This window comes from Streptococcus sp. 2018037 (assembly GCF_019754195.1).
Classification (GTDB): Bacteria; Bacillota; Bacilli; order Lactobacillales; family Streptococcaceae; genus Streptococcus; species Streptococcus hashimotonensis.
Window position 1 is genome coordinate 1 of the sequence record NZ_JAIJZQ010000008.1, and the last position, 13,617, is coordinate 13,617.

The 13,617-nt window shown below is 39.5% G+C and carries 17 protein-coding genes; all 17 read right to left on the minus strand.

What is annotated here, in order from left to right; translation table 11 throughout:
• Positions 1 to 122: 122 nt before the first annotated feature.
• Positions 123 to 797: a CPBP family intramembrane glutamic endopeptidase gene (locus K5Q29_RS04400; protein ID WP_024413063.1), complete on the minus strand. Its 675-nt coding sequence runs from the start codon at positions 795 to 797 to the stop codon at positions 123 to 125.
• 9 nt (positions 798 to 806) lie between these two features.
• Positions 807 to 1,124, minus strand: coding sequence for a hypothetical protein (locus K5Q29_RS04405; protein ID WP_105095838.1), 318 nt, complete (start codon positions 1,122 to 1,124; stop codon positions 807 to 809).
• 9 nt (positions 1,125 to 1,133) lie between these two features.
• Complete coding sequence (locus tag K5Q29_RS04410; protein WP_105139487.1) at positions 1,134 to 1,823, minus strand: type II CAAX endopeptidase family protein; 690 nt, start codon at positions 1,821 to 1,823, stop codon at positions 1,134 to 1,136.
• 25 nt (positions 1,824 to 1,848) lie between these two features.
• Positions 1,849 to 2,034, minus strand: coding sequence for a hypothetical protein (locus K5Q29_RS04415; protein ID WP_105139488.1), 186 nt, complete (start codon positions 2,032 to 2,034; stop codon positions 1,849 to 1,851).
• Between the two features lie 18 nt (positions 2,035 to 2,052).
• Positions 2,053 to 2,562, minus strand: coding sequence for a DUF3278 domain-containing protein (locus K5Q29_RS04420; protein ID WP_044668716.1), 510 nt, complete (start codon positions 2,560 to 2,562; stop codon positions 2,053 to 2,055).
• A 31-nt stretch (positions 2,563 to 2,593) separates the two neighbouring features.
• Positions 2,594 to 3,331: a DUF3169 family protein gene (locus K5Q29_RS04425; RefSeq protein WP_105139489.1), complete on the minus strand. Its 738-nt coding sequence runs from the start codon at positions 3,329 to 3,331 to the stop codon at positions 2,594 to 2,596.
• Positions 3,328 to 3,543, minus strand: coding sequence for a helix-turn-helix transcriptional regulator (locus K5Q29_RS04430; protein WP_012028279.1), 216 nt, complete (start codon positions 3,541 to 3,543; stop codon positions 3,328 to 3,330). The genes K5Q29_RS04425 and K5Q29_RS04430 overlap by 4 nt, the downstream gene beginning before the upstream one ends.
• 12 nt (positions 3,544 to 3,555) lie before the next feature.
• Positions 3,556 to 4,122 carry a DUF3267 domain-containing protein gene (locus K5Q29_RS04435; protein ID WP_105139490.1) on the minus strand — a complete coding sequence of 189 codons (567 nt, stop codon included), beginning with the start codon at positions 4,120 to 4,122 and terminating at the stop codon, positions 3,556 to 3,558.
• A 127-nt stretch (positions 4,123 to 4,249) separates the two neighbouring features.
• The gene (locus K5Q29_RS04440; protein ID WP_105139491.1) at positions 4,250 to 4,447 is read right to left on the minus strand and encodes a hypothetical protein; all 198 of its coding nucleotides are present in this window, start codon (positions 4,445 to 4,447) and stop codon (positions 4,250 to 4,252) included.
• A 198-nt stretch (positions 4,448 to 4,645) separates the two neighbouring features.
• Positions 4,646 to 5,194: a DUF4014 domain-containing protein gene (locus K5Q29_RS04445; protein WP_105139492.1), complete on the minus strand. Its 549-nt coding sequence runs from the start codon at positions 5,192 to 5,194 to the stop codon at positions 4,646 to 4,648.
• Between the two features lie 56 nt (positions 5,195 to 5,250).
• On the minus strand, positions 5,251 to 7,869 hold the full coding sequence (gene alaS / locus K5Q29_RS04450; protein WP_105139493.1) for an alanine--tRNA ligase: 2,619 nt from the start codon (positions 7,867 to 7,869) through the stop codon (positions 5,251 to 5,253).
• 208 nt (positions 7,870 to 8,077) lie between these two features.
• Positions 8,078 to 8,563 (minus strand): LURP-one-related/scramblase family protein, encoded by a 486-nt coding sequence (locus K5Q29_RS04455; RefSeq protein WP_105139494.1) that lies wholly within the window; start codon positions 8,561 to 8,563, stop codon positions 8,078 to 8,080.
• 209 nt (positions 8,564 to 8,772) lie between these two features.
• Positions 8,773 to 9,774: a peptidylprolyl isomerase PrsA gene (gene prsA, locus K5Q29_RS04460; protein ID WP_014735705.1), complete on the minus strand. Its 1,002-nt coding sequence runs from the start codon at positions 9,772 to 9,774 to the stop codon at positions 8,773 to 8,775.
• Positions 9,775 to 9,833: 59 nt separating this feature from the next.
• Positions 9,834 to 10,553 (minus strand): O-methyltransferase, encoded by a 720-nt coding sequence (locus K5Q29_RS04465; protein ID WP_105139499.1) that lies wholly within the window; start codon positions 10,551 to 10,553, stop codon positions 9,834 to 9,836.
• A 74-nt stretch (positions 10,554 to 10,627) separates the two neighbouring features.
• Positions 10,628 to 11,176 (minus strand): DUF6630 family protein, encoded by a 549-nt coding sequence (locus tag K5Q29_RS04470; RefSeq protein WP_002938103.1) that lies wholly within the window; start codon positions 11,174 to 11,176, stop codon positions 10,628 to 10,630.
• Between the two features lie 15 nt (positions 11,177 to 11,191).
• Complete coding sequence (locus K5Q29_RS04475; RefSeq protein WP_105139495.1) at positions 11,192 to 11,632, minus strand: hypothetical protein; 441 nt, start codon at positions 11,630 to 11,632, stop codon at positions 11,192 to 11,194.
• Position 11,633: 1 nt separating this feature from the next.
• Entirely contained in the window at positions 11,634 to 13,436 is a 1,803-nt protein-coding gene (gene pepF, locus K5Q29_RS04480) for an oligoendopeptidase F (protein ID WP_105139496.1), read from the minus strand.
• Positions 13,437 to 13,617: the final 181 nt, after the last annotated feature.

A 13,617-nucleotide genomic window follows, 5' to 3' on the forward strand; every position in this document is an offset into this window, starting at 1 on the left:
GTAAAATGAAACATATAAGACCTCCAATTGAGTGTGGTAATTCCTGTTAGAAGTTGATTGTTTTTTTATTCTAGTGTACAGGTAAATCCACGAATTCTCAACTGGGGGTCTTTACATATTGTCTATACCAAAAATAGAATCATCAAATAGGAAATTCCATTATTTAACATATGTAGCGCAATCGGATAGCGAATATCTCGTCTAATTAAATAGAGCCAACCAAGATTGAGACCCATAGTGAAATAAATTAGAAACTGCGGAATGGTTGTTGGCATATGGACCAAACTAAACAAAGAACCCGTTACAGCAAGATAGATTCCAACAGCCTTCATATCTGCCATTTTAGGGAAGAAATAGGTCGCCAACAAACCTCTAAAAATCAACTCCTCTAAAATCGGAGCAAAGATTACGACTGATAAAAATGAAACCAAGGGGTAGGCAGACACAAATTGGATGACCAAGGTTTGATTTTGACTTTCAGATATAGGTACCAAAAGTTGGAAGATGAAAAATGCAATATAGAGCAAAATAGGCCATTGAATCTTATGGAACCATGATGAAGATACACTATAGTCAATGGTATGCCGAGAATACACAAATTTCCATAATACAATTGTAAATGCAATTCCGAGAACAATGCCAATAATCGCACAAATCAAAATCATATTCACAATCAATTGAGCTGGAAATTCTGGAATAGCTTGTAATGACGGTCCTACCATCAAAAATCCAGAAATAATTTGATAAGCAACAAAAAATAAAAACAATAATGCAATGTGTTTGATAAATTTTAACATACTCCCTCCCTAAAAACTCAAATCAACAATATTATCAATTCGTACCAACTTGGTTTCAATCTCTCCTTCCGCTAATTCATGAGAAATTTTAACCCACTCCTCATCCACAGCTAAAATGCTGTATTCGTAAATGGTCATAAATTCCTCATCAAAGCGGATTTTAGCCTTACTTCCGACCAATTCTTTCAATAAAACTGACATCTGATTTTCTCCTTTTGTAGTTTTCTGCAACTTTTTTACCCTAGCTTGCAACTGCTTCACTTTTTTCCTATCTGATAGAGAATTGAAAAATAAAAATCCTACAAGAATCCATAAAAATAGTTCCATCGTATCCTCCTATATCAAGCCCAGACTCTGCATCAGTAGCATCAACAAAAATCCGAGAAGATTATTCAGACTGTGTAGGATGAGTACGTTTGTATATTTGCCAGAAATACGATAGGCGAGTCCCAGGACCAGACCCATACCTCCGTAGATAACCCAAGATCCGATATTGGTCGGATTGTGAATAAGTCCAAACAGAAAACTTGATAGCAATAATCCCACAATAGAATCCTTACCAAAGACTTTCCCCATAAGAATCCCTCTGAAAAGCAGTTCCTCCAAAACTGGAGCAAAGAAAACTGTAAAGAGAAACAAAATTAAGGTTGGCAAGCCTGAATTGTTGATAATTTCCTGATTGGCAGTCGTCTGACCGTATCCCTCTTCCAGCATAATCAATTGCCCACCAATTATTTTCAAACCAAACATAACGATAAAGGCAAGGGCTACAAAACCAACATTCGCACCCATCCCCCACTTCTGCTCACCTTTCCACAGACCTAATTTACCAGTTAAGATAAGACCAAGCACTACAGCAACCAACAAGAAGGCAGCAGCAATCAGAAGGTTTTTCCCATCAAAATTTGGTAGAGTAAACATAGCCATCTGGGTCAATACATTAAGTGCAACGACAGCCAGTCCCACTAAGAGAAACTTCCAATTTTTAACCACATTCCAATCTTTGACATTTCCAAGTCTATTCATAGCAATCTCCTTCACATACACTAAGTCAGTTTTCATTACTTTCTTTTTCGATCAATAGCAGAGCTGGCAAGCCTAAAAGCATCGGTAATAGAATATTCAGATTTGACAAATCAATCTGCCTAGTAGCCAGCCACTCTCCAAAAATATAGCCAACTGCGTAGAGACCGAGGCCGATTAATAGGACAAGATAAATTTTCATAAACACTTTCATGAGCTAACTCCATTTAAACTAAATAAGCTTGATTTTCTTACGGTTAACAATATAGAAACTAAGGAATCCAACAAGAGTCATCAAGACAACTGTCATGGGAGTGACAAACTGGAAATACTCGGCTGCAGATGTCCCGCTTTCCTGTGGAATTTGTAACTGCCAGAGACCAATACTAACTAACAGACCGTAGACAGCAATCTGTAGGGTTTGAAACAGAGTTCGTTTCATCATTTTCTTCCGAGCCAATTTCACATCAGCCTTTGCAACAAACAATTTATCCAGTCCCAACTGTTTGATAATGGCGTCCTGTTTGAATTGAGAATAAACCAACGTCAAGAAGAGGCTGATTCCCATGACATCTTCTCCCAGCGCAAAGCTAACTAGAAAGCTCACCAGTGTCACTGTCATAAAGAGCATATACATATTGTTGCCGAAATTCGTCAAGGTCGCATAAGACACCTCATCTAACTCACCAACAATATCATAGAAATAACGAATTGCTTTGATGTGTACATTTTCCTTTTTCATAGCTATTACCTAAAAACCTTTCATAACATTCTTATTTGAAGTAACGACGGATCATTGGCAACTTAGCCAGGTTAATATACAAGTGCAGAAATGCCACAATTCCCAAAGCTAAGAGTTGCTGTGTCTGAGTAATGGTTGAAACCATTGCAACCAAAACGTACAAGAGAGGAAATACCCATTGATTTAAATTAAAGAGAATGAGGAAACTTTGTTCAAAGTTCGCTTGTTTTTCGCCTTCATCCAAGGCGTACATATAATCTTTCACTTCATTTGGAGTTGCAAAAGCTGACAGTTTGTACTGACGAATAACCTGAGTTACCTTTAAAGTTGCGATTTGAGCTGGCAAGAGAACTAAAAAATTCGCTACATCAAATGTAGTTAAATTATAACCAGCATCCGTTACAGAAGTTCCCAAAACTATATTAAATACAGTTAAACTAGAAACGATGTTAAACACCAAGGTAGCATATTCCAAACTTCTAAATGTTGTCTTATATAAGCCATCTACAATCTCATCATCTTCTGTCCCTTCGCTAGTCTGATAAGCTTTATATGAAGTGAAACTTTTATGAAGTAGATAAAATAATAAACCAAATCCTAGCGATGCTGTCATACGCGTTACGAACAGAAGAGTTTCTTCATTTAATCCTGCAGCTTCAAAATAGCCCATGAAGAAGCCTGCTACAAATAAAGCTACTTCTAGCACTAAGCTGACTAAGATGAAAAAGATAATTCGCTTGCCCGTCGTTAATTGTTTCCCCTGTTTCATTCTTCTACCTCCACTAATTGAAAGACATTCTCCACATTTTCATTAAAAATTTGTGCTATGCGCATGGCAATGACCACCGAGGGCGTATATTCGCCCCGCTCAATCAAGCTAATAGTCTGCCGTGATACTTCTGCTAACTTTGCTAGCTCTGTCTGATTGAGACCATCTCTGGCTCGCAATTCCTTGAGCCGATTTTTTAAGACATATTCCATGAGTTTTCCTTTCTAGGCTTGGTAGATAATCAAGCCTGTTTCTGTGTCTTCGACAGCTATATTTTCCTTGGCAAACTTGACCAATAAGAGATAGGCATAGTAGAAATCGCCTACACAAGCCACTGCATGCATAGTCACCAATATCAGATAAAGAGATACATCCATCCCCAAAAAAACTGCTACCATGGTCAAGCCCAAACTAATCACAACAAAGGGAGCCAGGCTAATCACTAGCATTTGCATCCTATTGTAGAGTGAACCTGGACTGGTCGCATAGGCCATGCCCGATTTCCATTTAAAACCAAACTTAACAGGATTTTCAGGACAAAAAATCTTGAAAAATAATCCATGAATAGCTTCATGTACAATTATCAAAATAGGAAATAGAACTGTTGCTATCCATAACTCTGGTAAGGTAAGCGGCAAATTTTGATCTACATTAGCCAGCAAGGAAAACGCTAACTTACCAAATAGCAGAGCAAATGGGAAGACCAGAACAATCGCAAGAATATTCAATCCCCACACAAACTTCTTATTTTCCATGATATTAACTTCGAATAATTTCTTCTTCGCTTCCATCTTTCTTCTCCTTCATTTTCCTACAAGCTAGACTAAACTATATAGTCCTAGAGCAACTCCAATTAGTAAGCCGAAAATAATTGCTACCATATCTGCTGAAATGTGTCGTTTCACGATCTATCTCCTTTTACTTATTTTCTTTTTTCTCCATTTGTAAACTTGCTTCGATACAAGCAATTGAGGCAATTAGAGTAGTCATTAGAACTGTGTCCATATCGCTCCAACCCAGCAAATCAGAAAGAAGAATGTAAGCCAATAATAGAATGGCCCCTATTTCAACTGCACGCGCAATGGTTGTTCCTGTAATCATAAAAGGTTGTTTCATTTGGTGACTCCGCATCTGTTCATCGTATCAGATGAACCTTTTTGATTTTTATCTTGATATCATTGTAATACTTCCTTTTCTTTTTGACAAGTATCTTTGTCAAAAAAATAATAATTTTTGTCAAAAAGTTTATGAAAATTGTCAAAATGTAGTAAATATTGGTCAGGATAGCCAAAATTCATTAAAAAAGAAGCAAGATTACTCTCGCTTCTTTTCTCGAAAGACTGGATGTCCATGTTCCCACATGATAATCTCTAAATTAAACCACTTTGCATAATTTCTTTTATAGCTTTGTAGCTTGCCATACACTAGAGTAAATAAAAGAAGAATGCTTATGATAAATACTCCTATGATTACTTCCCCTGAATTCTCACCAATCATCGATTTGACTACCTCGGTAACAAACATTGCGACGATAATCAGAAAAGGAAAACTAACCGAATAAATCATAACAAAACCTGCGTAGTAAATTAGCTGGTGCTTTCTGCTTCGCTGATTGTATTTCTTCCTATAGACTTGTTCTATCTTTCTAAAACGTGGATAGAGGACTTCCTTGGTACCGTATCCAAAGCGCCCCATTTCATCCAAAGCATAATATCCTAACAGGCGGCAAATTTCATAATTTATGAAACGTAAAATGAGATAGAGGGGAATAATTAATAGACAATTCCATATCTGATAGGATATTATTAGACAGATAAACAGTATGTTGATGACTTGCAGAAGAAAATAAAAGACTAAAATCATGTTTTTATTATACCAAAAACTCTTCTACCCATTGGATAAAAGAGTTTATTGAGCGATTATAGATTATCAGCTACGCTGTTCAAGAGGGTTTGGATAGCAGAGGCATCGCTACCACCTGCCATGGCCATATCTGGCTTACCACCACCACGACCTGCTACGATTGGAGCAAGGACTTTGATGAGGTTCCCTGCATGAACATCGCTTGATTTGCTGGCTACAAGGACATTGACCTTGTCACCGATCGCAGCAACCAAGACCAAGACGTCTGAGTAATCTTTTTGTTTCCAGTTGTCAGCGAAGGTACGGAGGGCACCTGCATCTGATACTTGGACTTGGCTGGCAATGTAGCGAATGCCGTTAGCATCTTTGACATCTTTGAAGACATCACCAGCAGCGGCTGCCGCTGCTTTTTCTTTCAGAGCCGCATTTTCTTTTTGCAGGTCACGAACTTGCTGAGCAAGACTTTCAACCTTGTTTGGTACTTCCTTGATCTGTGGTGACTTGATGGTTGCTGCCACTTCTTTGAGGGCATCTTCTTGATCACGATAGGCAAGGAAGGCTTCACGGCCTGTTACCGCGATGATACGGCGAGTACCTGAACCGATACCTTCTTCTTTCAAAATCTTAAAGATACCGATTTCAGCGGTGTTGCCAACATGGGTACCACCACAGAGTTCAACAGAATAATCACCAATTGTCACCACACGGACTTCTTTACCGTATTTTTCACCGAAGAGGGCCATGGCCCCCATTTCCTTAGCTGTATCAATATCAGTTTCAACCGTCACAACTGGGATAGCATTCCAAATTTGTTCATTGACTTCTTCTTCAATACGACGAAGTTCTTCCGCAGTAACTGCCTCAAAGTGCGTAAAGTCAAAGCGGAGGAAGTCTTGCTCATTCAAGGAACCAGCCTGCGTTGCATGCTCACCGATAATATTGTGAAGAGCTGCATGGAGCAAGTGAGTTGCTGTGTGGTTCTTCTCAACACCCTTACGGCGTTTTGTTTCGATTTCAAGTGTGTAGGTTTGACCAACTGAAATGCTTGCAGACAATTCAACTGTGTGCAATGGTTGACCATTTGGTGCTTTCTGCACATCGATGACAGTCGCAACAATGTCTCCAGCAGCATTTTTCACAAAACCATGGTCTGCAACCTGACCACCCATTTCTGCATAGAATGGTGTTTGGTCAAAGACAAGGAGGGCTTGACCTTCTGAAACTGCTTCTGTACGCGCATTATCAGCCACAATGACAGATAAGCTTGCCTCAAGAGCTGTTTGACCATAAACAAAGGTCGACTCTTCTGTGATAGCAGCCAGGGTTTCATTTTGCATACCCATTGAACCACCTTTGACAACTGAGGCACGGGCACGGTCTTGTTGCTCTTTCATAGCCGCTTCAAAGCCAGCAATATCAAGGGTCATACCACGGTGCTCAGCCAATTCTTCTGTCAATTCTACTTGGAAACCATAGGTATCATAGAGTTTGAAAATATCACGACCATCAATCTCAGACTTACCTTCTGCCGCCAATTTGTCCATCAATTGTTCAGCAAATTGTGAACCTGTATGGATAGTACGAGCAAATGACTCTTCTTCACTCTTAACAATCTTCTCAATGAAGGCACGTTTTTCAAGCACTTCTGGATAGTAACTCTCCATGATATTGCCAACTGTCTCCACCAATTTGTACAAGAATGGCTCTGTAATGCCCAAACGTTGGCCGTGCATAGAAGCGCGACGAAGCAAACGACGAAGGACATAACCACGACCTTCATTTCCAGGAAGGGCACCGTCACCAATGGCGAATGAAAGAGCACGGATGTGGTCTGCGATAACCTTGAAGCTCATGTTGTCGCCATCTTGGTCATAGTTCTTACCAGAAATCTTTTCTACTTCACGAATGATTGGCAAGAAGAGGTCCGTTTCAAAGTTAGTCTTAGCCCCTTGGAAAATAGCTGCCAAACGCTCCAAACCTGCGCCCGTATCGATGTTTTTGTTTGGCAATTCCTTGTACTCAGAACGCGGAACAGCTGGATCTGCGTTAAACTGGGACAATACGATATTCCAAATCTCAATGTAACGGTCGTTTTCAATATCTTCTTCCAAGAGACGGATACCAATGTTTTCAGGGTCAAAGTCAGTACCACGGTCAAAGAAAATCTCCGTATCTGGACCAGAAGGACCTGCACCAATTTCCCAGAAGTTATCTTCAAGCGGAATCAAGTGGCTTGGCTCAACACCAAGAGCAATCCAACGATTGTATGAATCCACATCATCAGGATAGTAAGTCATATAGAGCTTGTCTTTTGGCAAGGCAAACCATTCTGGGCTTGTCAAGAGCTCAAAGCCCCACTCAATCGCTTCGTCACGGAAATAATCACCAATCGAGAAGTTACCAAGCATTTCAAACATGGTGTGGTGGCGGGCTGTCTTACCAACGTTTTCAATATCATTGGTACGGATGGATTTTTGGGCATTTGTAATCCGTGGGTTGTCAGGAATGACAGAGCCATCGAAATATTTTTTAAGTGTTGCCACACCAGAGTTTATCCACAAAAGAGTTGGATCGTTTACTGGGACAAGATTTGCTGAAGGTTCAACAGAGTGACCCTTTGATTTCCAGAAATCCAACCACATTTGACGAATTTGAGCAGAAGATAAATTTTTCATAAACTAAGATACCAAGAGCATTAAGAAAGCGAGAAGAAAATAGGAGACCAACGCCGTGCGCCAGCGCACTAGGCGGTCTATCTTTTTCTCGACGCTTTTAGCTCGGGTTCAATTCAGAAAATTATCTAAATTGAACATTTCCTTTCATAAGTGATAGTTAGGCGGGTTCAATTTAACGAAACAGTTAAACTGAATGATTATTTCACGATTAATTCGATGCATCTTCCATCATTTCGACGTAGTCAATTGCGACCACCAAGGAAATGACCAAATCTGCATAGGAGTCCTCCATTACAGTAACGGAGTAATGAGAAGTTAAATGAAAGAGTTCTTTGGAGATTTCGGCTACGAGCATACCATCTGGCCTTTTCAAGCGAAAATCCAAATCCCAGATATTTCCGTCTAGGATTAAACCTAGATTTTCCACAGTATAGCGATCCTTGAAAAAAGTAAATTCCTTTTGCAAGTAGAAAGAATGACCATCTGCCATATCAATGGTAAACTGGGGCAGGAAGGTCAAAAACTTCTTAGTAATCTGACAAACTTCCCCACCTCTGGAATTGGTCACAATAAATCGTTTTGGAATTTCGAGAAAAGATCCCTCCACTTGATAAGCAAGATCCCCAAAACTATCACGAATATCAAATTTTTCACCACCAAAGGTAAAGCGCTGTTTCACTTGAAATTGCTTCATGATAACCTCCAAAAAAAAATAACAAGAAACCAAACGAAGGGCGAAAAACCGCGGTACCACCTTCATTCAATGACTTGTCATTCTCATTTCATAACCTATATTCAATTGTTCCATTAAGTAGCAAGATACTTGGCTTAGATGGCTCGCAACAACCGCCAATTTTCTGAACTAAGTAATCAAGTATCTATTCTTAATAAGTAAAGCGTCAATTACTGACCTGATGAACTAGAAGATTCTGTTGTAGAAGAAGAACTTTCAGTCGATGAAGAGCTGCTCTTCGTTGAAGAAGAACTGCTTTCTTCTGTTGTCACATATTGTGAAAGAAGATTTTGGAAAGCACTGTCTTTAACCTTAACGTTTGCTTTTTGGAGTGCTTCTTTTAGCACAGTAGCAACAAATGATGAATCACTTTGCTTTTGTGCCAAAATAATTTCTTTCAGCTTATCTTTATAATCTTCCCATTTAGCAGATTTTTCTGATTTAGCATCCAATTTTACAACATAATAGCTCGTTGTATACGTCTTCATATCTACCGAAGAAATCACCGACGCTCCGACTTGACCTGCATCCAAGGCAAATACTGCTTTCTGTACCTCTGCTGGAACAGTTGTTGAAGTTGAATCGAATTTAACTTCGCCTCCATTGTCTTTTGTAGTAGTATCCGTGGAATTGTCTTTCGCCAATTGAGCAAAATCTGCACCTTCAGCTTGTGCAGCAGCTAAAACTTCTTTTGCTTTAGCTTCGTCTGCCAACTTAATGACACGTGCTGTTACTTCAGGTGTATAGGCGTCATAAGCTGCCTTGTAGTTTTCATCTGTCAATTCTTTCTCAGCAGCTTGTTTTACAGCATACTCAACCAATTTATTGGTACGAATTTGTTCCTTATAGGATTCTTCTGTCAATCCTGCCGAAGAAAGTGCCGCATTAAAAGAAGCACCAAGTTGTTCTGCCTTCTTATCATATTCCTTATTTACTTCTTCTGCAGAGACTTTGTCACCATACTGATTTTCAAATACATTACTGATAACCATTGACAGCAAAACTTGTTGAGCTTGTGAATTTGTTTTCACTTTCTCATAAAACTCAGACACAGTAATCGTGTTACCTTTCATCGTAATGATATCTTTATCAGCTGCATTGGAACAAGCAGCGAGTGTTACTGCAGCAAAGAGTGTTACTGCACCTGCGAGAATTTTTTTAGTTTGTTTCATTAAAGACTCTCTCCTTTTTTATTAACCCCTTTATTATAACACAAAAGCTTAAAAACTTCTTAAATTTCTATATGTTTTAAGTCAACATTCTCTACATTTTTCCTCAACATAAGAAGACCGTCACTCATGGAAACAAGACTAGCAGTCACATCTGGATTATCCAATGTCGCATCGAATAAACGTTGCAATCCCTTATAAATCGTTCGCTGCCCTCTTCTGACATCCTTGATGTCTTTGGCAACATCTCCTCCTTGGAAGATGTCATCCAAAATGATTAAACCACCCACTTTGACCTTTTTCAAGACTTCTGGTAAAAATACAATATATTTTGATTTAGCAGAATCCATGAAAACAAAATCATATGTGTTATCTGGTAAAGTCGGAAGAATATCCATGGCTTCCCCTTCCAGCAATTCAATCTGCTGGCGCTGATCATATTTGGCAAAGTTTTCCTTTGCAAAGCCAATCATTTCTTCATTTCGATCAATCGTCGTAATCTTCGAACGCGGACTATTGTCAGCCATCAGTAACGCAGAGAAGCCAATAGCAGTTCCAATTTCTAAAATACGTTTAGGTTGGAGTGTCTGCATCAGCAAGCGGAAATAAGCTACCGTTTCATGAGGGATGACTGGAATGTTTTCTTGATGAGCAAACTCTTCCAGTTCTTTCAAAAAACCTGTATTTTGCGCCTGACGTGTTCGCATAAAATCCACAATTTCTTCCTTGACAACCGGACGGCGCATATTGTGATTTGCGTTTTTACTATATGATTCGACCATAGAATCCATTATATCATAAGCCGACAAGATTTTCTTCCTCAACACACTAAAAGGTAGGTTTCCCCACCTTTTCTTTACATATTTTTGGCGTAATCAATTCGATACCCTAAATTTCCAGCTAGTTCTTGAAGTCGAATAAAAGTCGCCTGCTTACTGAAAAAGAGATAGTAACTATCCGTGTCCATATCTACTGCCCCTAGACAAAAGTTTTCATCAAGATATTTGTTATCAATGACTCTTGCCCATTCTGAAATAGATGCAATTGGACTTAATCCACCTGAATCCAATTTAAGAGAAATTCCCGCATTGCGGACCTGCTGAAGGCAATCAAAAAAGTAGATAAAATCTTCAAGATTGTCCTTATAATCACGCACACAAATATAGTTCAAATGCTCTAGTAATTTTATCAAGATTAACCAAAGATTTTCCTTTTCAGACTCTCCAACACGATCCAAGAAATCATCGAATGACTCTGAATCTAAAATACGTTCCATAAAATTGAGAATCTCGTGTGGATCACTGGCGAAGACTACTTCTCTAAGTTGGAGAAATAGTTCCCTATCACCATTTGACATTAAATCTGCTAATTCAAAAATATCTTGTAGTTGTTCTTCTGTTAACATAGTCCCCTCTCTTTATTAATTTGAAAAATCCCATCTTATATGCGGTGCTACTTGCTCTACAAAATGGTAAATATCATTAAAATCTGCACCATCAAGCTTATTCAAATTAACGACTGCAAGTAGTGCCCCCTTATTTCCTACAATTCGCAAACGTTTCGACTGATAGCCACGATAGACAGGAGAAACGATGTATCGAATCTCCGCAATCTCTTCTAACGAATGGCGCTGACGTTCACTCCAAAAGTGTTCTTGAAATTCTATGTACTGTGTTGTCAAGATAAAAACAGCCTTTTGCTTTCTCAATATATATAAATAAACCAGCAAAGGTTGTAAAAATATCAAATAGACAACACTTCCCACAGATGGTTCAGGCCTGGTCAAACCACCAAGACCGAGCAAGATGAAAGCAAGACTAATCACACTGGGAATGACAATCGAACGTTTATAGGAAATCATTTTAGAGATGTACCCCTTTTTCAACAAGCTCCTCTAACTCAGTTAGGCGTGCTTCAAAAACTTTGAAAGCATCATTAAGATAGTCTTCTTTGGTCATGTCTACACCTGCTTTGGCAATGACATTGAGAGAATAATCTGAGCTACCAGCCTTCAAGTAGTTGAGATAGTTTTCTTTGTCTTCTGGACTACCATTGACAATCTTGTTTGCTAGAGCTGATGCTGCTGCGAAACCTGTCGCATACTGATAGACATAGAAATTATAATAGAAGTGTGGAATACGAGCCCACTCAAACTGGATTTCTGGATTTTCTTCTGCAGAAAGTCCGTAGTATTTCTCGTTAGTCTGACCGTACAATTCATTGAGGAAATCAGCCGTCAAGACTTGACCTTCCTGGTCTGCCTTATAGATAGCCTGTTCAAACTCGGCAAATTGGGTCTGGCGGAAAACTGTACCACGGAAACCATCTAGGTAATGATTTAGAATAGCAAAGCGTTCCTTGTCATCCTCTACTTCTGCCAAGAGTTTTTCTGTCAAAAGATTTTCATTGGTCGTTGAGGCAATTTCAGCCAAGAATAGGGAATAATGTCCATAGACATAAGGTTGAGTCTTACGAGTCAACATAGAATGGAGAGAGTGACCTGTTTCATGGATAAGAGTGTACATGTTATCCAAGTTATCCTGCCAGTTGAGAAGCATGAAGGCGTTGGTGTCGTAGGCACCTCCTGAGTATGCTCCTGAGCGTTTTCCTTCATTGACATGGACATCAATCCAGCGATTTTCGAAGGCTTCTTTTACAATAGCCGAATAATCCTTACCGAAAATTTCCAAGGTTTCTTGGCATTTCTTGAGTGCATCTTCATAAGAAATCTTGGTGCTGAAATCTGACAATGGTGTGTACATATCGTACATCTTCAAGTCATCAATACCCAGGAGTTTCTTACGCAAATTGATATAACGGTGCAAGAGCGGAAGGTGCTTGTTGACTGCCGCCACTAATGTATCGTAAACGGATTCTGGAATAAAATTAGCTGCAAGTGATGCGTGGCGGGCTGAATCGTACTTACGCAAACGAGCTTTCAGGTTATTGACCTTGACATTAGACTGCAGAGTCTTAGCGTAGGTATGCTGGAACTGCTCGTAGGTTCCGTACATGGCCTCATAGGCTTCTTGGCGGACATCACGGTTTTTAGACTCCATAAAGTGGATGTAGTTTCCGTGTGAAAGTGGCACCAAGTGACCGTCTTCATCTGCGATTTCTGGGAAACGTAGACTGGCATTGTCCAAGACTGAGAAGGTTTCAGCTGGTGATTCGAAAATTTCGCTGGTCGCTGCCAATACTTCTTCTACCTCTTGTGACAAGACGTGGTCCTTAGCTGCTAAAAGTTTTTCAAATTGATGGCTGTACTGAACAAGAGCCGGCTCTTCTGCTTTAAAGGCTTCCAACTGCTCTTCAGTAATGGCCATAAATTCAGGCTCATAGAAGGCAAAAGCCTGTGAAAAGACCGAATACAAGCCCATGGCTTTAGCTTGAAATTCCTGGTATTTGCCTTCACGAGTATCTTGGTCGTTCTTCATAGACGCATAGACATAGAGTTTTTCAATGCGACGCATGAGACCAAGTTGCGTTTCACTGATTGTCAAAAGACTCTTCGCTGAGTCGAGCAAGTGACCTGCAAATTCTTTTGTTTTTTCAGTTTCAGCTTGTAAATCTGCAAGTTCTGCTTCCCAAGCTTCATCGGCTGGGAAAATAGTGGTTAAATCCCACTGGTATTTTTCTTCAATTTCGTAACGTTGTTTAGACATAATTAATCCTCCGTATCCTTTATTCTAACATAAAAAATCCCCTCTTTCCAACGGAAAGTGAGGGCTTATAGGTTACTATTCAACTGGAAAATAGTTTTTGGCATTCGCTATAGCAAGTCGCCACTAGGATAATAAAGTCTACAACCCTCACCAACAGTAGCATGACTAACATAAAATAACG